Source organism: Alteromonas sp. DYW1 (assembly GCF_059752595.1).
In genome coordinates, this window is the sequence record NZ_CM186038.1 from 1135140 (window position 1) to 1155506 (window position 20367).

Annotated in this window: 18 protein-coding genes; 15 read left to right on the forward strand and 3 right to left on the reverse strand. The window is 46.9% G+C overall.

Annotated elements, in window-relative coordinates; translation table 11 throughout:
* Positions 1 to 4: 4 nt before the first annotated feature.
* Genes rnc through AC121Z_RS05075 form a run of 4 tightly spaced genes read left to right on the forward strand, consistent with a single transcriptional unit; the run spans position 5 to position 3010 of the window.
* Positions 5 to 691 (forward strand): ribonuclease III, encoded by a 687-nt coding sequence (gene rnc, locus AC121Z_RS05060; RefSeq protein ID WP_498128154.1) that lies wholly within the window; start codon positions 5 to 7, stop codon positions 689 to 691.
* Positions 688 to 1590, forward strand: a complete 903-nt coding sequence (gene era, locus AC121Z_RS05065) for a GTPase Era (RefSeq protein ID WP_498127204.1) — start codon at positions 688 to 690, stop codon at positions 1588 to 1590. The genes rnc and era overlap by 4 nt, the downstream gene beginning before the upstream one ends.
* A 14-nt stretch (positions 1591 to 1604) precedes the next feature.
* A complete protein-coding gene (pdxH, locus tag AC121Z_RS05070) occupies positions 1605 to 2246 on the forward strand; it encodes a pyridoxamine 5'-phosphate oxidase (protein WP_498127205.1) in 642 nt (213 codons plus the stop codon).
* Positions 2219 to 3010 carry a TatD family hydrolase gene (locus tag AC121Z_RS05075; protein WP_498127206.1) on the forward strand — a complete coding sequence of 264 codons (792 nt, stop codon included), beginning with the start codon at positions 2219 to 2221 and terminating at the stop codon, positions 3008 to 3010. Before pdxH ends, AC121Z_RS05075 begins: the two co-directional genes overlap by 28 nt.
* Here the strand turns inward: AC121Z_RS05075 and AC121Z_RS05080 are convergent.
* Positions 2993 to 3643 carry an AhpA/YtjB family protein gene (locus tag AC121Z_RS05080; RefSeq protein ID WP_498127207.1) on the reverse strand — a complete coding sequence of 217 codons (651 nt, stop codon included), beginning with the start codon at positions 3641 to 3643 and terminating at the stop codon, positions 2993 to 2995. The two genes, AC121Z_RS05075 and AC121Z_RS05080, sit on opposite strands and share 18 nt — an antisense overlap.
* A 68-nt stretch (positions 3644 to 3711) precedes the next feature.
* On the opposite strand from AC121Z_RS05080, the gene serB reads away from it, so the two are divergent.
* Positions 3712 to 4818 carry a phosphoserine phosphatase SerB gene (serB, locus tag AC121Z_RS05085; protein ID WP_498127208.1) on the forward strand — a complete coding sequence of 369 codons (1107 nt, stop codon included), beginning with the start codon at positions 3712 to 3714 and terminating at the stop codon, positions 4816 to 4818.
* On the opposite strand, the gene AC121Z_RS05090 is transcribed toward serB, so the two are convergent.
* Positions 4812 to 7319 carry a PilZ domain-containing protein gene (locus AC121Z_RS05090; protein WP_498127209.1) on the reverse strand — a complete coding sequence of 836 codons (2508 nt, stop codon included), beginning with the start codon at positions 7317 to 7319 and terminating at the stop codon, positions 4812 to 4814. The two genes, serB and AC121Z_RS05090, sit on opposite strands and share 7 nt — an antisense overlap.
* Before the next feature lie 143 nt (positions 7320 to 7462).
* On the opposite strand from AC121Z_RS05090, the gene radA reads away from it, so the two are divergent.
* Together radA and AC121Z_RS05100 are read left to right on the forward strand one after the other, a co-directional pair.
* A complete protein-coding gene (gene radA / locus AC121Z_RS05095) occupies positions 7463 to 8830 on the forward strand; it encodes a DNA repair protein RadA (protein ID WP_498127210.1) in 1368 nt (455 codons plus the stop codon).
* Between the two features lie 21 nt (positions 8831 to 8851).
* Positions 8852 to 11185: a fatty acid cis/trans isomerase gene (locus AC121Z_RS05100; RefSeq protein ID WP_498127211.1), complete on the forward strand. Its 2334-nt coding sequence runs from the start codon at positions 8852 to 8854 to the stop codon at positions 11183 to 11185.
* A gap of 65 nt (positions 11186 to 11250) precedes the next feature.
* Here the strand turns inward: AC121Z_RS05100 and ettA are convergent, their stop codons facing one another.
* Positions 11251 to 12918, reverse strand: coding sequence for an energy-dependent translational throttle protein EttA (gene ettA / locus AC121Z_RS05105; protein WP_498127212.1), 1668 nt, complete (start codon positions 12916 to 12918; stop codon positions 11251 to 11253).
* A gap of 631 nt (positions 12919 to 13549) precedes the next feature.
* Here ettA and lpxD point away from each other — a divergent pair.
* The 8 genes from lpxD (at position 13550) to nusB (ending at position 20366) form a co-directional block, all read left to right on the forward strand.
* The gene (gene lpxD, locus AC121Z_RS05110; RefSeq protein WP_498127213.1) at positions 13550 to 14578 is read left to right on the forward strand and encodes a UDP-3-O-(3-hydroxymyristoyl)glucosamine N-acyltransferase; all 1029 of its coding nucleotides are present in this window, start codon (positions 13550 to 13552) and stop codon (positions 14576 to 14578) included.
* Positions 14579 to 14714: 136 nt separating this feature from the next.
* Complete coding sequence (gene glyA / locus AC121Z_RS05115) at positions 14715 to 15974, forward strand: serine hydroxymethyltransferase (RefSeq protein ID WP_498127214.1); 1260 nt, start codon at positions 14715 to 14717, stop codon at positions 15972 to 15974.
* 4 nt (positions 15975 to 15978) lie between these two features.
* The gene (gene nrdR, locus AC121Z_RS05120; RefSeq protein ID WP_498127215.1) at positions 15979 to 16428 is read left to right on the forward strand and encodes a transcriptional regulator NrdR; all 450 of its coding nucleotides are present in this window, start codon (positions 15979 to 15981) and stop codon (positions 16426 to 16428) included.
* Between the two features lie 18 nt (positions 16429 to 16446).
* The gene (gene ribD, locus AC121Z_RS05125) at positions 16447 to 17574 is read left to right on the forward strand and encodes a bifunctional diaminohydroxyphosphoribosylaminopyrimidine deaminase/5-amino-6-(5-phosphoribosylamino)uracil reductase RibD (RefSeq protein WP_498127216.1); all 1128 of its coding nucleotides are present in this window, start codon (positions 16447 to 16449) and stop codon (positions 17572 to 17574) included.
* A gap of 15 nt (positions 17575 to 17589) precedes the next feature.
* Entirely contained in the window at positions 17590 to 18252 is a 663-nt protein-coding gene (locus AC121Z_RS05130; protein ID WP_498127217.1) for a riboflavin synthase, read from the forward strand.
* A 36-nt stretch (positions 18253 to 18288) separates the two neighbouring features.
* Positions 18289 to 19389: a bifunctional 3,4-dihydroxy-2-butanone-4-phosphate synthase/GTP cyclohydrolase II gene (gene ribBA / locus AC121Z_RS05135; RefSeq protein WP_498127218.1), complete on the forward strand. Its 1101-nt coding sequence runs from the start codon at positions 18289 to 18291 to the stop codon at positions 19387 to 19389.
* A gap of 70 nt (positions 19390 to 19459) precedes the next feature.
* A complete protein-coding gene (gene ribH / locus AC121Z_RS05140; RefSeq protein ID WP_498127219.1) occupies positions 19460 to 19942 on the forward strand; it encodes a 6,7-dimethyl-8-ribityllumazine synthase in 483 nt (160 codons plus the stop codon).
* A gap of 1 nt (position 19943) precedes the next feature.
* Positions 19944 to 20366, forward strand: coding sequence for a transcription antitermination factor NusB (nusB, locus tag AC121Z_RS05145; protein WP_498127220.1), 423 nt, complete (start codon positions 19944 to 19946; stop codon positions 20364 to 20366).
* Position 20367: the final 1 nt, after the last annotated feature.

Sequence of the window (20367 nt, forward strand, 5' to 3'; positions counted from 1 at the left end):
TGATATTCAGGCGTCAGCCAGACATATTTATAAACACTTAGGCTATCAGTTCACTGATCTTAGCTTATTGCAGCAGGCGCTTACGCACCGAAGTGCTGATAAACATCACAACGAGCGCTTAGAGTTTCTAGGTGATGCGATATTGGGCATGGTAGTGGCTCGTGCACTGTTTGACCACTACCCAGATGTTCCTGAAGGCAAGCTCACGCGCATGCGCGCAAGTTTGGTTAAAGGTGAGACATTAGCCCAAATAGCTAAGGACTGTGAACTGGGTGATTGGTTACGCTTAGGGCCAGGTGAAATGAAAAGCGGCGGTCACCGACGTAGCTCGATTTTAGCTGATGCGGTTGAAGCAATTTTGGGGGCGATTTATTTAGATTCTGACGAACAACAATGTCAGGGCGTGATTTTGACCTTGCTCAATGAGCGTATCAAACAGCTGGATCCTAATGCGCATCCCAAAGATCCCAAAACCCAATTGCAAGAGTTCTTACAGTCACGACAATTACCCTTACCAGACTATAGTGTGACCAATATTCAAGGTAAGGATCACGCGCAAACCTTTTATGTGGATTGCAAGGTCTCGCATCGAGCACTTACCACCCAAGGGATAGGAGCCAGTCGGCGCAAAGCAGAGCAGCATGCAGCACAACTGATGCTGAAGCACGTACAGGAAAATCCAACAGCATGACAGAATTGCAAACTCGATGTGGCATGGTGGCCATCGTTGGGCGCCCCAATGTAGGTAAATCAACGCTACTCAACCAGTTACTAGAACAAAAGGTGAGTATTACCTCGCGTAAACCGCAAACAACGAGACATCGCATCTTGGGTATTGATACACGTGACAACTGTCAAACCATCTATGTTGATACTCCGGGATTGCACAGCGAAGAAAAGCGAGCGATTAACCGAGTCATGAATCGAGCTGCATCGAGTTCTTTGGGCGAAGTCAACTTGGTACTGTTCGTGGTAGAAGGCACCCGTTGGAATGACGATGATGAGATGGTGCTGAACAAAATCCGTAATTCGCGGTTACCCTGTTGGTTAGTGGTCAATAAAATTGACAAAATAAATGAAGAGAGCGAACTGATTGCGCAATTACAGCGACTCAATGAAAAGTTTGATTTTGCTGAATTGATCCCAGTGTGCAGTAAAACCGGTAAGAATGTCGATCGGTTACGGCAACTGGTTATCGCCGCCCAGCCAGAAAGTGAATACTATTTTCCAGAAGACTATATCACCGATCGTTCCAGCCGTTTTATGGCTGCGGAGATTATTCGCGAAAAACTCATGCGCTTTACAGGCGATGAACTACCTTATTCGGTCACGGTTGAAATAGAACAATTTTTACAAACTGACACAGGGATGCTGAGGATCGGTGGTTTAATTTTAGTTGAGCGAGAATCGCAAAAACGCATGGTGATTGGCAAAGGCGGCTCACACCTGAAGAAGATAGGTGCCGAAGCGCGCAAGGACATGGAAGCCTTATTTGATAGCAAGGTATTTTTAGAACTGTGGGTAAAAGTAAAAAGTGGCTGGGCTGATGATGAGCGAGCACTGCGCTCGTTGGGTTACACCGACAACTGATTAAGAGGTCACGCATGACTGATTTGGCAGATATTCGACGCAGTTATACCAAAGGACGTTTGACGGAAGACCAACTGGATGCTGACCCTATGGTGCTGTTTAATCGTTGGTTACAAGATGTTGTGGATAGCCAAATTCCTGATCCTACGGCAATGACGGTGGCAACTGTTGCGGCTGATGGGCAACCGTCACAACGTATTGTGTTGTTAAAGGATGTGAATGCCGAAGGGTTTGTGTTTTTTACCAATTTAGGCAGTCGCAAGGCGCAAGAATTAACGCAGAATCCCAAAATCTCTTTGCATTTCCCATGGTATTTGCTCGAGCGGCAAGTCAGAGTGTGTGGCGAAGCTCAATTACTTTCGCGTACAGCCGTGGCGAAATATTTTCTGTCACGTCCCAAAGAGAGCCAAGTAGCGGCATGGGCGTCGAAACAAAGCCAACCGATTTCTACTCGAGAATTATTGATGACGCAATTCTCACAGTTGAAGCAAAAGTTTGCTAGCGGAGAGGTTCCTGTGCCTGATTTTTGGGGGGGATATCTAGTTAAACCTGCGCTTATCGAGTTTTGGCAAGGTGGCGAGCATCGCATGCATGATCGCTTTGAATACACTCGGCAAGCTGATGCGACATGGAAAATTCAGCGTTTAATGCCTTAGTCGATAGTCATTGTCATTTGGACTTTGCGGCTTTTGATGCCGATCGCGAAGACGTTATTCAGTGCGCAATTGCTGCAGGGGTTGAACGTTTTATGGTGCCTGGTACTGAGGCAAGTCGCTGGTCCGCACTATTAACGTTAGGTCAACATCCGCAGATTGACATTGCGCTTGGATTACATCCTTATTTTTTAATGCCGCACTCAATCGCTGAGCATCGTGAATCTCTCAATCAGTTACGTACACTCGTGTTTCAACAATTGGCTGCCATACGTGCTGTTGGTGAATGTGGGCTAGATGCGGCCATAGAATGTCCAATGGCTACGCAAGTGGAAGTTTTTGATGCACACATTCAACTCGCAAAAGAAGTTAACAAACCCCTCATTATTCATGCGCGTAGAACACACCACCTCATTGCTCAACGTTTAACAACCCATAGTTTTGAATGTGGCGGGATAATCCATGGATTTTCAGGCGGTGTCGAACTAGCCATGAGTTATCTCGAGCGTGGATTTCTATTGGGTATTGGTGGCACCATTACGTATCCCCGTGGCAACAGAACACGTGACACTATTCAAGCTGTAGGACTGGATGCAATCGTACTAGAGACAGACTCACCTGATATGCCCTTGCATGGCTATCAGGGGGCAAGAAATACGCCAGCGCAGACAGCGGAAATAGCCGCCTGTGTTGCGCAAACTCTGAATTTACCTGCTACTGAAGTCTGTCGCCGGACAACGCAAAATTATTTAGCGCTGTTTGCCTAGTCGCTGTTTTGCGCGTATTTGTCTATGCAAGCGAAAGCGTAATTTATAAAACGCTCGGGTAATATACAGCGCCACCAGTGCAGCCATTATCATGAATACTATTCGCTGCTGGTTGAGTTGCTTTTGGTAGGTAGTGTGATGGGCCATCACTTGTTCAGCATCTAGTTGGACTTGTAAATAACCGATTACCTGCGTTGGTCTTTCTGACGCATCACTGACAGCCTCGGTAAACCCAATATCTGCTGCACGACTGATGTCAGCGACGAACGTCAGTGGGGCTTTTTGATGAGTTTTAAAGTCGTCAACAAAAGCGCCTGACACACCTTCTTGAGCTAAAATGCGACCGCGGAAATCATAGACGACGGCACTCACAACATGTGGATCAGAAACGAGTTGGTGCAATGCAACCTGTAATTGCGCGTCATTATCAGTGGCCACATAGTTGGCTAAATCAAGGGCTTTCTGCTGGCTTAGACTACGCCCTAATTGTTCAGCTTGAACGCGATAAAACTGTGTGGTTTGGGTTTTATTGACCCACCATAAATTGGCTCCGACGGCGATCCCGATCAAGATCAAAATCAGATTCGCGATGCGCTTATACACGGTGTATGTACTGTGCGTTGCTATTGCCACTGCGTCGAACCTTTGCAATTAAAACCGTCACATTATGTTATTCCAGAATAATTGCCAAGGGTAGTTTCATGTTCGAAAAGCATTCGGTAGACTTTATGTCCTATTTTTGCAGCTGTGAAATCATTATTTTGGAAATCTCGGATCCGATTCAGTTTGCTTGTGTTACCCAACATGAAAAAGATACCTATGCGGCTTTTCAGCCGATAGCTCAACAGTGCTTGGGATCAGTTTGTTTTAGTTTTATTGGCAGTGGGCAATGGCAGTATTATCCAAGCGATAATTATCAAGACTATGCTCAATGGCTACATGTCGTAATTGTTGCACCTACTTGGACGTTAATTGAAGAGGTGTATACAGAATTACGTCAATTAGCTGATTTTGACGGTTTCTTTATTCATCCCAAGAGTGATTTTGTCACCGCAACGATCGGCTTAGTGTTCCCCATGCGTGCGCTTAAATGTGCACAGCCGGAGGCTGAAATATCGCGTTTACGTGAGTTGTTAGGTGTTGAAGTTGTTGTCACTCAAAATGCCCCGGCATCCAGTCAACCGGGCTTACTCGTTATGGATATGGACAGCACGGTTATTGCGTGTGAGTGCATTGATGAAATCGCCAAGTTGGCCGGTGTTGGTGATGCAGTATCTGAGGTGACTGAGCGGGCGATGCGAGGAGAGTTAGATTTTGCCGACAGTCTGCGCTCTCGGGTGGCATGTTTGCAAGGCTTGCCGGTAAGTACGCTGAACACAGTTCGTCGGCGCTTACCGTTGATGCCGGGTTTGATCAGGCTTGTTGCGCAATTACAGGCGATGAATTGGCGTATAGCGATTGCGTCTGGGGGGTTTACGTTTTTTGCTGAGCATCTCCAGCATCGGTTAGGTTTGGATGCTGCTGTTGCCAATGAGTTAGCCGTTGAAGATGCGCAATTGTCAGGGCAAGTGAACGGTAATATCGTTGATGCACAGGTAAAAGCTGACACAGTCCTACAACTGGCTCAGCAATTTCAGATCGCTCAAACACAAACTATCGCTATGGGTGATGGTGCGAACGATCTCGCGATGATGAAAGTAGCGAGTTTGGGCGTGGCGTTTAAAGCTAAGCCAGTGGTTGAACAGCAAGCAGACGTTGCAATTCAGTTTACCGGACTAGATACACTATTGCTGTATATGCGTTATTGACGCAGTAAGGCTTCAATGTTGTCTGTTTCCACCACATGGTTGGGCGGCCTATAATTGTCTCGTATACGCTGGCTATCAAAGCCATAGCGGTACATAACTTCGTCAGTAATATCGATTAAATTCCCCATAGCGCCAATGCTCCATAGTTGTTCTTCGAGCTCCTTGGCGCGATGGATCGCGTAAACGCTAACGTAATTAAATTCAGATTGAAGTAATTCTAAGTCTGGGCGGCCAGTCAGTGACATGTACACGTGTATCGCGATAAATTGCCCCTGCTTTAACGCATTATGGATAAACGTCTCGCGTTGTTCATCGTCAAGAAACTGCTCTGAAAAACGCGGTTTAATCGCTTCAGTCAATTCAGTAGCAGAGGGGTTAAATGCAATAAACAGTTCTCGATGCAGCGGATTGGGCTCTATTCGCAGTTGGCTAATAGCCTCATGGATAAAACTGTATTCTTTCGACCGGTCACGATATAGAAATTCGAGATTGAATTGTCCGGGCTCGGCAAATTGTTCACCAAGATGGGCAATCCGAGAATTCTGGCCGTGATTGATTACCGTGTCTGGGATGTACTGATTCTTCTCTTTGCGGATAAAAAAGGCGATATTTTCTACATTTTTTGCGTACATACAGCGCAACGCATGGCCAATTCCTGGAATTTCTTCTTCGTCGGCATAGGCTTTTAAACGACTCTTGTTGTGTTTAATGAGGTCATCAAAGAACAACTTAGCTACATTCCCTTCTTCATTGATGACCTTTAAATGTAAAACGTTGCGGTCATTGCTGAGATTAATTACTCGATACTTCAGATTTTCTAAGCGGTATTTTTTGGTGATTTTTTGTAAATGTGGAAAACTCAACACAACCTGGCTGTTGACCTCACCATGAAAGAAGCTGTCTAACTCTATGCGTAAGCCTTGCACCGAAACATCTTCACTGATGCCAGCCAGGGTAATGTCGTCAAACTGAAGTTCAATCTTGGAGCGCAACTGATAGCGAGTTTCAACGCGTTGTTCCAAATACTTAAAGCGAAAAGTCTTTATATCCACTGGAGGCTTATTACGCGGATGACCAAACACTTTCAGCTTAGCGAGCTCAGATCGTTTGATCGGCTGTTTCTCGTAGCATTGTTGGCCCCATTCCGAAGTGACATCAGTAACGATGAGAATGTGTTTAAGGTTCTTTAAACGTGCCATTAAACGCGGGGCAGGTGGATGATTTTGTCTTTTTACTGCTTCGCTGACCGAGTCAGGTATCGATAGAGGAACATGTGCCTGCTCTGGAACTACATCCGTCAGTTGCAGCTTGAAAACCCGCCAACTGACCTTTCGCGCGCCAAAACCAAGGTAAACAGAACGCAAGGTCGGATGATGCTCTAGTTCATCCATGGTGCAAGAGTAGTAATAGATTTTACCGTCTTTTACATGCGTAAACACAAATACAAAGCAGTTACGCTGACCCGCAGGTGCAGTGGCCATTTTCGCAATTCGTGAATGACTGCATAGATAACCAATACGAAAATTATCCGCTTCGTCTGTCCAGTATTGCACCGTATTCCGATTCGCATCATTCAGCATCGCATAGCGAGGGACGTATAGCCCATCAACATAGTCCACAAACACCGGTAGCGAGGGAAAGCGTGGCGTATAATACTGCTCACAGGTTTTACTTTTTATGGCCGCTAAGGTGTTATCCATATTCACTTTATAGCGACGCTTATTGCCATGAATGAATTTTTCTAGGAAGTCATCAAACTGTGGATTTTTATCTTCAGATAGGCGTTTTAAGCGCAGCCGTTGTTCTTTTTGTTCGCGCGCAATCTCCACAATCTGATAATTAATGCCATGCTTTTTATCCAATGCATATTCGGCTTCCATCCCACGAAAATAGACTGATAACTTTTCATTTGGTTTGAACAAATAGTCAGAATTCAGTTTTACGCGCATACCAGAACGCGAAATATCAATGCTGGTTGCGAGTACACTATTGTTGTGTTCAGTAAACAATTCCAGCGCGACGGCATAATTCATACGCTCATCGTCACGCTTTGGATAGGCCATGAGGGAAGTTAAAGGAGCCATGAAACGCTCCAATGGCTGCACGTCGTCTTCCTCATCTTGCTCATTCTTTGCGTTCTTGGCTTCTTCGCGCATGAGCTTAAGATTATTTTCTGTCCTATGGACTGCCTCGTACACACCTAGTGTGTATTGACCAAATATGCGTACTTGCTGCTCAAACGTTTCACGCGCAATTGAATCAAGAAAGTGTTGACGACCGTCGTGCTCAAAAACTTCACATTCACCATCAACTTTACCGCGTAGATCGATCACGCGAATGCAAGGGCGAGCCAGGCGTTTGAGCTCCATTTTTAATAAAAACCGACGGTCACGCGTTAGGTGACTCGCCACTTGGTTAAGGACCTGATTAAACTCAGGTTCATTAACCATCGGTTTGAGGCGCTCAATCAGGTCGCTATATTCGTTTATTTCTGGACTCATTTTGGGCTGTTATAGGTGCGTGTAAAAATAATTGCCATAGAGCAATGAGACTAAATCCTGTAACCTGTATCGGCAAATTTTTATTATCCACCAGTAAGATAGCGAAATTGCCATTAAGGCAATATAACTGAATTAAAGAACCTATGGCAAAACGAAAAACTGCATATGTATGTTCTGACTGCGGTGCAGAGTATCCGCGCTGGCAAGGTCAGTGTAATGATTGTGGGGCATGGAATACCGTGTCTGAAGTTGTACTCGCTCCGGCAAATGCAGGAAGAACTCGCAATCTCAGTGGATATGCAGGGCAAACCCAAGCGAAAATTACTCGTTTAGATGAAATCGTCTTGAGTGACTTGCCGCGTTTCTCATCGACCTTTCAAGAGCTTGATAGAGTGCTAGGCGGTGGTATTGTGCCAGGCGCAGCGATGCTTATTGGAGGCTCACCCGGAGCCGGTAAAAGTACCTTGCTGTTGCAGGTCATGTGCGCCTTATCGCAAACAATGAATACTTTGTATGTCACCGGCGAAGAATCGTTACAACAAGTTGCGTTGCGTGCCGATCGGCTGGGATTACCAAAACAAAAACTTGCGCTGCTGTCAGAAACTAATGTTGATACGATATGCGAACTAGCACAGCAACATAAGCCACAGGTCATGGTGATCGATTCCATTCAGGTTATGCATGTGGCGGACGTGCAGTCAGCACCAGGCAGTGTCTCGCAGGTTCGCGAGAGCGCAGCGTATCTCACGCGATTCGCCAAGCAACACCATATTGCTATGTTTATTGTTGGCCATGTGACGAAAGAGGGGCACTTGGCTGGGCCAAAGGTACTCGAGCATTGTATCGACAGTTCAATGATGTTAGATGGCGACAGCGACAATCGTTATCGAACATTACGGAGCCATAAAAATCGCTTCGGCGCCGTTAATGAACTGGGTGTTTTTGCGATGACCGAAAAGGGTCTAAGGGAAGTAAAAAATCCATCGGCAATATTTTTGAACCGACATGACACTGAATCACCGGGCAGCAGTGTGATGGTGGTTTGGGAAGGCACTCGTCCACTGTTGGTAGAGTTGCAAGCACTGGTTGATTACACTCAATTGAATAATCCACGCAGGGTGGCGGTGGGGTTGGAGCAGAACCGCTTAGCGATGTTATTGGCTGTACTGCACCGACATGGCAACATTCAGATGAATGACCAAGACGTCTTTGCAAACGTTGTTGGTGGCGTGCGGATCAATGAGACGGGTGCCGATTTAGCGTTATTGGTGGCGATGGTATCGAGTTTTCGCAATAAGCCATTACCCCGTGACCTTATCGTTTTTGGTGAGGTAGGGCTTGCCGGAGAAATTCGCCCGGTTCCGAATGGTACGGAACGTTTGACTGAAGCAGCCAAGCATGGTTTTAAGCGGGCTATAGTCCCGCTTGCGAATCAGCCAAAACAGACGATCCCAGGGTTGAGTGTATTGGGAGTCAAGCGATTAGAGGAGGCGCTTGAGGCGCTCAATTAACACTTACTCACAGGAATTTGTATGCTCAGAAATGTTGTTGCTGCAAGCGTTATCATCGCATTCTTGGTTGGCGTATATTTGTACCCGCGGTCAACACATGAACCAACTCCGAGTATCTACGATACCCCCTTGACGCACGCGGACGTTGTCTTCGAGCGCGATGTTAAGCCCGTAATGGATCGCCGCTGCGTTGTTTGTCATGCCTGCTATGACGCGCCATGTCAGTTAAAACTGGGATCCTTCAACGGCGTAGCCCGTGGCGCCTCAAAGGCACCAGTATACAAAGGTGATCGCCTACTGGCAGCCGACCCCAGCCGCTTATTCATTGATGCACATAGCGTGAGTGACTGGCGCAATAAAGACTTTTTTGCGGTATTAAATGAAGGGGAACAGTCGCCAGCACAGAATGTCGAGCGCAGTCTACTGATCAAAATGTTAGAGCAAAAGCGTCAGTATCCTCTTAACGACCAGAAGCAGCTCGGTAAAGAATTTAATTTAGATATTAACCGCGAGTGGCAGTGTCCAACCTTTGCGGAACATGCCGACTATCAAAAAGAGTACCCCAAATGGGGAATGCCTTATGGTCTGCCGCAACTAAGCGCAGACGAACATATAACCATTACACAATGGGTAGAACAAGGTGCTGCAACCGAGCCTATGCCACCAGTACCCCAATACGAACAGCAACAGATCGCGCAATGGGAAGGGTTTTTAAATGGAGATTCGCTCAAACACCAGTTAATGGCCCGCTACATGTATGAGCACTTTTTCATCGCTCATTTATATTTCGCTAATAGTAACACCGATCAGCGGCCTATATTTTTTCGGTTATTTAGGTCAAAAACGCCACCGGGTGAGCCGATCGAAATTATTGCGACACGGCGGCCATTTTCTGATCCCGGCGTAGTGCGAGTGTACTATCGCTTTGCGCCAGTGCGAGAAACCATTGTTGATAAGACCCATATGCCATTTCGACTCGATAGTCAGCGTATGCAGCATTACCAACAATGGTTTATCGACGCTGATTATGAAGTTACTAGCCTACCGGGCTACGCAACTGAAAGTGCATCCAATCCTTTTGTTACCTTTAAGCAAATTCCTATCAATGCGCGCTATCGGTTTATGCTGAGTGAGGCTCAATACACCATCATGCAGTTTATCAAAGGACCGGTATGCCGTGGTCAGATTGCATTGAATGTGATTAATGACCATTTTTGGGTGTTTTTTGCTGAACCGTCGCTATCAATTCTTGAGCATGAAGCTGACTTCTTGAGTCAAGCACGTGACAAGATTGAATTGCCCGCTGCGGCCGATAGTAATGCGCTACCAACGAATTGGATTACCTATGCTGAGCAAGAAAAAGACTATATCGCAGCACGTAGCGAATATTTAAACCAAACAATTAATCAAACGTTGCCGTTGGACTTGTCGCTGATTTGGGACGGTGAGGGGAGCAATGATAATGTGGCGTTAACGGTTTTTCGCCACTTTGATGCTGCTACGGTCGTGAAAGGGTTAGTGGGTGAGAAACCGCAAACTGCGTGGATTATCACATACCCGTTATTCGAACGGATCCATTATTTGCTGGTCGCCGGATACGACGTCTACGGCAATGTTGGGCACCAACTGAACAGCCGGATGTACATGGACTTTTTGCGCATGGAAGGTGAATTTAATTTTCTTTCCTTATTGCCAAAAACGAGTCGAAAAGCCACTTGGGAAAAGTGGTATCGAGGGATTATTTCACCCGTTGAGGAGTACGTTGCCTCAGCCAATATTTTAACCGGTGAGACTCAATTGAACTATGTCACAGAGCAACCACTCGATGAGCTATTGCAGTTGTTGTCCGATCATGTTGCGGCTGCGGTGAATAATGAACATGCACTTGCCAACGGGTTTACACAGCTGGATGCCTTGCTGCAATTGGACGGCCAAATAGGGCGCCATGCTGCTTTATTACCGCAGGTCAGCTTTATACGCATACATGATAAGAAGTCGCAGCAACGCCATTTTTATTCGTTACTTCGCAATAATGCTTACAGTAACATTTCGCATATCTTTGCAGAGCAAGCACGGCGAATACCGGAAGAAGACTCACTCACTGTTGGGTACGGTTTTTTAAGCTCACATCCGAATGCATTTTTCGATGTTGCGGCTAGCGAAGTACCAGACTTTGTGCAGGCCATTGAAAAGCTTGCAACCGAACAGGATAGGGAACAATTATTTGATCGCTTTGGTATCCGGCGCACATCTGAGCAGTTTTGGTCTTACGCCGATGACTTGCACGATTATTATCAGCAGCGCGACCCTGTGCGTTTTGGTTACTTCGATTTTAATCGATTGGAAGACCATTAGGGTTAGATTGGTATATCCAGTGACTTGCAAAACGGCGACCTAAGGTCGCCGTTTTGTATTTGGATTTACTTGCTGATCCGTTTGTATTTGAGACGATGCGGCTCTACCACATCCTGACCGAAGTTTTCCTTCAACCAGCGCTCATAGTCACTGTAGTTGCCTTCAAAGAAATTGGTTTTACCTTCATCGCGATAATCAAGGATGTGCGTGGCTACCCGATCGAGGAACCAGCGGTCGTGCGAGATAACCATGGCGCATCCCGGAAATTCCAGCAATGCGTTCTCTAATGCGCGCAAGGTTTCAACGTCAAGATCGTTGGTCGGCTCATCCAGTAGTAACATATTACCGCCGGCTTTTAGTAATTTTGCGAGGTGTACACGATTACGTTCCCCCCCGGATAAGTCTTTGATGAACTTTTGTTGGTCGGTGCCCTTAAAGTTGAAGCGACTGCAATACGCGCGACTATTGATCTCAAAATTACCAATACGAATGATATCTTGGTCATCAGAAATTTCTTTCCAAACGGTATTGTTGCCGTTCATATGATCACGGAATTGTTCAACACTGGCGATTTGTACGGTCTCGCCTAGTTCAATCTGCCCTGAATCTGGTTGCTCTTGACCACTGATCATACGGAACAAGGTTGACTTACCTGCACCGTTAGGACCAATAATCCCGACGATAGCGCCTTTCGGAACGCTGAGCTCCATATTATCAATCAGGACACGGTCACCGTAGGACTTCTTTAGGCCGCTAATATCAAGCACTTTATCCCCGAGTCTTTCCCCCGGCGGGATGAATAACTCGTTGGTTTCATTGCGTTTTTGATACTCACCTGTACTAAGCTCTTCGAAGCGCGCCATCCGTGCTTTGCTCTTGGCCTGACGACCTTTAGGGTTGGTGCGAACCCATTCGAGTTCTTGCTTTATTGACTTCTGCCTTGCGGACTCGGTGCGTTCTTCCTGTTCAAGCCGTGCTTCTTTCTGTTCAAGCCACGATGAATAGTTGCCTTCCCAAGGAATACCTTCGCCACGGTCCAATTCCAAGATCCAACCGGCCACGTTATCCAAGAAATAACGGTCGTGGGTAATCGCAACGACAGTCCCTTCATAATCGTGTAAAAATCGCTCTAACCAGGCCACAGACTCTGCATCTAGGTGGTTGGTTGGTTCATCGAGCAATAACATGTCAGGCTTTTCAAGCAATAGGCGACATAACGCCACACGGCGACGTTCACCACCCGATAGTTTACTTACATCTGCATCCCATGGAGGCAGACGTAGAGCATCAGCCGCTCGCTCTAGGGCATTGTCCAGATTATGCCCATCTTTGGCCTGAATGATTGCCTCAAGTTCACCTTGCTCTTTGGCTAAGGCATCAAAATCGGCGCCTTCTTCTGCGTAAGCAGCATAGACTTCCTCAATGCGCTTAAGTGCATGAACTACGTCTGCAACGGCATCTTCAATATTGCCGCGTACATCTTTGCTTTCATCAAGCTTAGGTTCTTGGGGTAGGTAGCCAATTTTGATCCCCGGTTGAGGGCGAGCCTCACCCTCAATATCAGTATCAACCCCAGCCATGATGCGGAGCAAGGTTGATTTACCTGCGCCATTGAGACCCAGAACGCCGATTTTTGCACCGGGAAAAAAGCTGAGCGAAATATTCTTTAGGATATGCCTGCTAGGTGGGACTATTTTGCCCACTCGGTGCATACTGTACACGTACTGTGCCATTTAAATTCTCGTTACGTTAAGTAAAAAGCGTATTGTAAATAAAATTGCATAACTATGGCTACACTTACCGCAGTAAAGTTGCAGAAACGAAAACGGCTAGGAACATAAAAAAAGCGCCATAGTGGCGCTCAATAGGAGGGAGAAATCAGAATCGCTAATAATGTTTGGCGGTATTGTAATGCCTAATTGCAGTCTCTGGGCGCCAATTCCGTGGACGCGGCAGACGACCCAGCAGCAGGAAAAAGCATGCTGCAATCACAGGGGGTATTAATAACCAGTTCGATGGTTCGGCAATACCCAAAAAGTACACAGCGACACCAGTGCCTACGATCAGTAATAGCGAAAACAAAAAAGAAATCACAATATACCTCCAAGTCTCTGCAATACCAGGGCTAAGCAGACCGCATGTTTGTCGGCGAAACGAAATTCACACCATGGAATTTTGTTCGCATGAATCACTGTAATACTTTGGAAATACGTTGCGGATAAATAATCGGATTGCTTTTTGTAATAAAAATGTAAATAAAATCTGCGCGGTGCCTTAATCCAGCATCTGGGAATTGATTTCAATTAGCAACCGCAGGCTAATTGGCCTAAAATGCCCGGCATAAAAGCACGAATAGGAAAAGTTATGCCGCAATTCAGCGTGAGTGAATTGGTACTCCATGTGGGCGGACAATCGGTTGCCGATGATGTTTTAAACAGCAAGGTAATAACGGGCGTCAACACATTGATGTCGGCCAATGATCAACAAGTTTCATTTTTCACCAATAGTAAATACAAAGGTGAGCTCGCCGAGACCAATGCGGGTGTTGTATTAGTATCAGAAGAGCATCAAAACCTCCTCCCTGAACGTGCATTAGTTGTCAGCAATCCACATGCGGCGTTTGCTAAAATCGCGCAGTTATTTGATAACACCCCTCGGGTGGCTAACGGCATTGCCCAATCTGCAACAATAGCGGCCTCTGCAAGGTTAGGAGAAAACGTCAGTATCGGGCCAAATGCGGTGATTGCAGCTGGTGTTTATGTGGGGGATAACGTGCAAATAGGTGCGAATACTGTGATTGGTGAAGGTGCCGAGATCAGTAATGATTCGGTCATCTATCCTAACGTGACGATTTATCATGGCGTGCAACTCGGTCAAGCGGTTACTGTACATAGTCAAACTGTGATTGGATCGGACGGTTTCGGTTATGCGAATGAAAAAGGCGAATGGTTAGCAATCCCGCAGACCGGGACGGTGATTGTAGGTGACCGCAGTCAAATTGGTGCTGGCACGACCATCGACCGCGGCGCGCTCGAAGATACTGTTATCGGGACCAACGTAATTATCGATGATCAGGTGCATATTGGACACAACTGTCGTATCGGTGACCACTCATGTATCTGCGGTAAAACAGGCATGGCAGGCAGCGTGACTATCGGCAAGTACGTGGTAATTGCCGGTAGTGTTGTCATTAATGGGCATTTGAGTATTGCTGACAAGGTTCAGATCACGGGTTTCTCGATGATTACCAGTGACATTACCGAGGCGGGTGTCTATTCTTCGGGGCAACCCGCTATGCCGAATCGCGAATGGCGCAAAAATGCAGTGCGTGCACGCCAACTTGATGATTTGTTCGCGCGCGTCAAACAGCTCGAGAAACAACTGCAAAAATAAATCTACACTAGACCACAACTATCTAACAAAATCGGTATACTTAGCGAACAAAATGACTAGAATATGCGCTCGTAATTTTTCCGCAGCGCATGTTCAATAACATCGCGTAACCGTACCTCGCTGTTAAGGAGCCTTTATGCTTTCACGCAACATGACAATTGCTGATTTTGATCCGGAACTCGCCAAAGCCATTGAAAATGAAAATACACGCCAAGAACACCATATTGAGTTGATTGCATCTGAAAACTATTGCAGTCCGCGTGTACTTGAAGCGCAAGGTTCTCAGTTAACCAATAAATACGCCGAAGGCTATCCTGGGAAGCGCTACTATGGTGGCTGTGAGTATGTTGATATCGCAGAAGAATTGGCCATAGAACGCGCAAAACAGCTCTTTGGTGCTGAGTACGCCAACGTACAACCGCATTCTGGCTCTCAAGCAAATACTGCCGTTTTTATGGCTCTGCTGGATGCTAACGATACGGTTCTGGGGATGAGCTTAGCCGATGGTGGTCACCTTACGCATGGTTCACATGTTAATTTTTCCGGTAAAACTTATCATGCAGTGCAGTATGGCTTGAATGAGGAAACCGGCGAAATCGATTATGCACAGGTTGAGGCGTTGGCAGAAGAGCATAAACCTAAAATGATCATCGGCGGCTTCTCTGCCTATTCAGGGATTGTCGATTGGCAACGGTTCCGTGCAATTGCTGACAAGGTAGGGGCCTATTTGCTTGTTGATATGGCACACGTTGCCGGTTTGGTTGCGGCTGGTCTCTATCCGAATCCACTACCGCATGCGCACGTGGTAACGACAACGACACACAAAACCTTAGCAGGACCGCGCGGTGGTTTGATCTTGTCATCGTGTGGCGATGAAACCTTATATAAGAAATTAAACAGTTCAGTATTCCCCGGCAATCAAGGTGGTCCACTGTGCCATGTCATTGCAGCAAAAGCTGTAGCGTTTAAAGAAGCCCTTGAGCCAGAATTCAAAGTTTATCAACAGCAAGTGTTGGCGAATGCCAAGGCAATGGTTGCTGTGATGCAACAGCGCGGCTATAAGATTGTGTCAAATGGCACGGATAACCATCTTTTCTTGCTAGACCTTATTGACAAAGATATCACCGGGAAAGATGCCGATGCTGCGTTGGGTAATGCAAATATTACGGTAAATAAAAATTCGGTTCCTAAGGACCCTCGCTCTCCTTTTGTCACCAGTGGTTTACGCATAGGTACGCCAGCAATCACTCGGCGAGGCTTTAAAGAAGCTGAAGCAGAGCAGGTGGCAACTTGGATTTGTGATGTGCTCGATAATATGGGTGATGAAACTGTAATTGCACGTGTACGCGACGAAGTTGTTGCGCTGTGCACTCGCTTCCCAGTGTACGCGAACTAAGCGAATGCATTGCCCTTTCTGTACGGCACAAGATACTAAAGTGATCGACTCTCGGCTGGTCGCCGAGGGTCATCAAATTAGACGGCGCCGTGAGTGTGTGGATTGCCATGAACGTTTCACTACCTTTGAATTAGCGGAATTGGTTTTACCCCGCGTAATCAAAAGGGACGGTAGCCGCGATCCATTCAATGAAGAAAAGTTACGCGCCGGAATGTTGCGCGCACTTGAGAAACGCCCCGTCAGTACTGAACAAATTGAACAGTGCATTGTAAAAATAAAATCGGCTTTACGCGCGACTGGTGAACGAGAGGTCAGTAGTGAAATGGTCGGCAACTTAATTATGGACGCACTGAAAGAGTTGGATAAAGTCGCATATGTGCGCTTTGCCTCGGTGTATCGTTCATTTGAAGATATTCGTGAGTTTGGTGAAGAGATTGCCAAGCTTGGCGATTAGTTGAATCAAGGCACCTCTATGCATAGTCGCGTTGTCGATACTAGCTTTATGTTACGGGCTATCGAGCTCGCGCGCCGAGGTCAATATACAACGACACCCAATCCATGTGTGGGTTGCGTCATTGTAAATGCACAGGGAACCATAGTCGGAGAGGGCTTTCATCAGCAAGCCGGAACTCCGCATGCCGAAGTACACGCCCTGAGGGCCGCCGGAGCGCATGCGCTAGGTGCAACTGCTTACGTCACCCTCGAACCTTGTAGTCACCATGGCCGCACTGGCCCTTGCGCGGATGCATTGATTCAAGCCGGTATCAGCCGTGTAGTAGTCGCTGTGCAAGATCCAAACCCATTAGTCGCAGGGCAAGGAATTGCGAAATTGCAAGCGGCAGGCATAAATGTATCGCTGGGGATTGCACAGGCAGAGGCAAGCGAAATAAACCGCGGGTTTATCAAGCGCATGTTAACGGGGCGACCCTTTGTAACGCTTAAACTCGCCGCGAGTTTGGATGGCAGAACCGCACTGCATAACGGACAAAGTCAATGGATTACAGGCTCTGAGGCGCGCCGCGATGTACATATCGAGCGGGCTAAACATTGCGCCATTCTAACTGGCGCCGACACCGTGTTATTGGATAACCCACAATTAACAGTGCGCTTGTCTGCAGATGAGTTTTATCCTCAAGAATTGCAGCAACAAGCCGTGCGACAACCTGCACGAGTCATTATTGATAGCAAAAATCGCCTGCATAGTGAGTTGCAAATCATGGCGCAAGAAGGGCAGACGATTGTGGTCAATGAGGCAGAAAATAATGCATTAGCGCACTTGCCTGCGGCACAAGTGCTACAATGGCAGATAGCCAAAACACAGGGTTTTATTGATTTGCCCGCGCTGCTTATACGGATGGGGCAAGCCGCTTTTAATTCCGTCTGGTTGGAATGTGGCCATCGACTGGGTGGCGCTATGCTGAATGCGGGTTTAGTCGATGAAATTATTGTTTATCAAGCCCCCAAGTTGATGGGAGATACGGCAAAGCCACTGATCATGTTGCCGACTTATGAGTCGATGCAACAGGTCCCTGCATTCAGTCTTACAACGGTTGAAAGGCTTGGGAATGACCTTAAATTGGTGCTTAGACCACAAACGTAACTGACTGGAGTCGAGATGTTCACAGGAATTATAAGTGCCGTGGGTACGCTAACCGCACTGCAACACAAGGGCGATGATATGCGTATCACGGTCAATGTTGGCAAACTCGATATGGCAGATGTGGCGCTGGGCGATAGTATCGCTACCAATGGTGTTTGTTTAACGGTTGTTGCTTTTGACCAGCATTCGTTCAGTGCCGATGTGTCTGCAGAGACCCTCAAATACACCGGTTTTGGCCAATATGCGGTAGGTACCCGAGTCAACTTAGAAAAGGCCTTGGCAGTCAGTGACCGCTTGGGTGGGCATATCGTTTCTGGACATGTTGATGGGATTGGTACCATTAGCAAAATCAATCACCATAGCAAGTACATAGAGTTTTGGGTGACTGCACCAGCATCGCTTGCCAAGTATATTGCGCACAAAGGCTCGATAACGGTGGATGGTATCAGTCTGACCGTTAATGAGGTCAACGGTACCGATTTTATGCTCTGGATCATTCCGCATACGTTGCAAGAAACTGTTATGGCGGATTATCAGGTTGGTTCTCGCATAAACCTAGAAGTTGACTTGGTCGCCCGCTATTTAGAGCGGCTACTAATGGGCGCTGACGCAGCGAAGGCTTCAACAAGTAAGCTCGACATGGCGTTTTTGGCCGAACACGGATTTTTAAAACAATAAAAATAATCGCTTAATCTTTACCTTACAGAGAGCACGATGGCACTGAACACACCACAAGAAATTATTGAAGATATTCGTAATGGTCGTATGGTCATTTTGATGGACGATGAAGATCGCGAGAATGAAGGCGATTTGATCATGGCAGCCCAGCATGTTACGCCAGAAGCAATTAACTTTATGGTGAAGCATGCGCGCGGACTGGTGTGTTTACCCATGACCGCTGAGCGCTGCCAGCGCCTAAACCTGCCGCTAATGGTCAACAATAATGGCGCCCAGTTTTCGACTAACTTTACTGTTTCAATTGAGGCCGCAGAGGGCGTAACCACCGGTATTTCAGCGGCCGACAGGGCAAAAACCATACTGGCAGCAACGGCACCTGATGCAAAAGCATCAGACATCGTTCAGCCGGGGCACATTTTTCCATTAATCGCTAAGCAAGGTGGAGTCTTAAATCGAGCTGGACATACCGAGGCGGGGGTAGATTTAGCGCGCTTGGCAGGCTGTGAGCCAGCAGCAGTGATTGTCGAAATTTTGAATGACGACGGCACTATGGCAAGGCGCCCAGAATTAGAAGCGTTTGCGCAGAAGCATAACCTGAAAATGGGCACCATTGCAGACCTTATCGAATACCGCAACATCAATGAGACGACGATTGAGCGAGTAGCCCAGTGCCACTTACCTACGCAATACGGTGAATTTGAACTTTTTACCTTCCGCGACATTATTGATAATCAACTGCATTTCGCCTTGAAGAAGGGCGATATTGTGGCTGATAAACCAACATTAGTGCGTGTGCATTTGCATAATACTTTTTCTGACCTGCTGGGATCCACGCGTTCGCTCAGTCGCTCTATGACTTTACCACAAGCGATGCAACGGATCGCGAATGACGGTGGGGTACTCGTGTTGTTGGGTAAAGAAGAAGATATCGCGCAACAAGTGCATCAATTTGAAATGGAAGATCGCGGTGAAACACCACCCGCAGCGGATTGGAAAGGATCCTCGCGAACTGTTGGGGTAGGTAGCCAAATTTTAGCCTCATTGGGGGTTAAGCAGATGCGATTGTTAAGCAAGCCAGTCAAATACCACGCTCTATCGGGTTACGGACTGGAAGTAGTCGAATATATACACGAATAATTAGTTTTCTTTAGCTAGACTGGCGAAAAGCTGTGCTATAATGCGCGCCGAAATTTTTAGGGGTTGTGAAATGAATGTAATTGAAGGTAATGTCAGAGCAACGGGTAAGCGGTTTGCTATTGTGGTTTCGCGGTTTAATAGCTTCGTTGTAGAGAGTTTGTTAGAAGGGGCGCTCGACACCTTGGAGCGTTTCGGCGAAGTTAATGATGCAGATATTACCGTTGTGCGTGTACCAGGCGCATACGAATTACCCATTGCAGCCAAGAAGCTAGCGGCCAGTCAGAAATTTGATGCCATTATCGCCTTGGGCGCGGTTATCCGTGGTGGAACTCCACATTTTGACTTTGTTGCAGGCGAATGCAACAAAGGACTGGCGCAGGTTTCACTGGATTTTGCTATTCCAGTTTCTTTTGGCGTTATTACCACTGACAGCATTGAACAGGCGATTGAGCGTTCTGGTACCAAGGCAGGCAATAAAGGTGCCGAGGCCGCCATGGGCGCGCTGGAAATGGTCAACGTCATGGCAAACATCGAGCAGCAACTGGGTGAATAACGTGAAAGTATCACCTCGCCATAGAGCGCGCGAACTGGCATTGCAAGGCGTCTACTCTTGGCAAATGTCGAATAATGCGATTGAACAAGTGGAGTTGATGTTAGCCACAAGTAACGATATGAAGCAGGTCGATATGACACTGTTTCAGCGTTTGTTGCGTGGTTGCGCTGAGCACACTGACCAATTAGATGAGCAAATCAAGCCCTACTTGGGTCGCTTGCCTGAAGAGCTTGATCCGATAGAAAAGGCAACCTTGCGCATCGCTACGTTCGAACTCGTACATTGCATAGAGACACCCTATAAAGTCATCATCAATGAGGCAATTGAGTTAGCCAAAAGTTTTGGCGCGCAAGACAGCCATAAATTCATCAATGGTGTTTTAGACAAAGCGGTAAAAACACTGCGTAAGCACGAGCGTAGTTAGT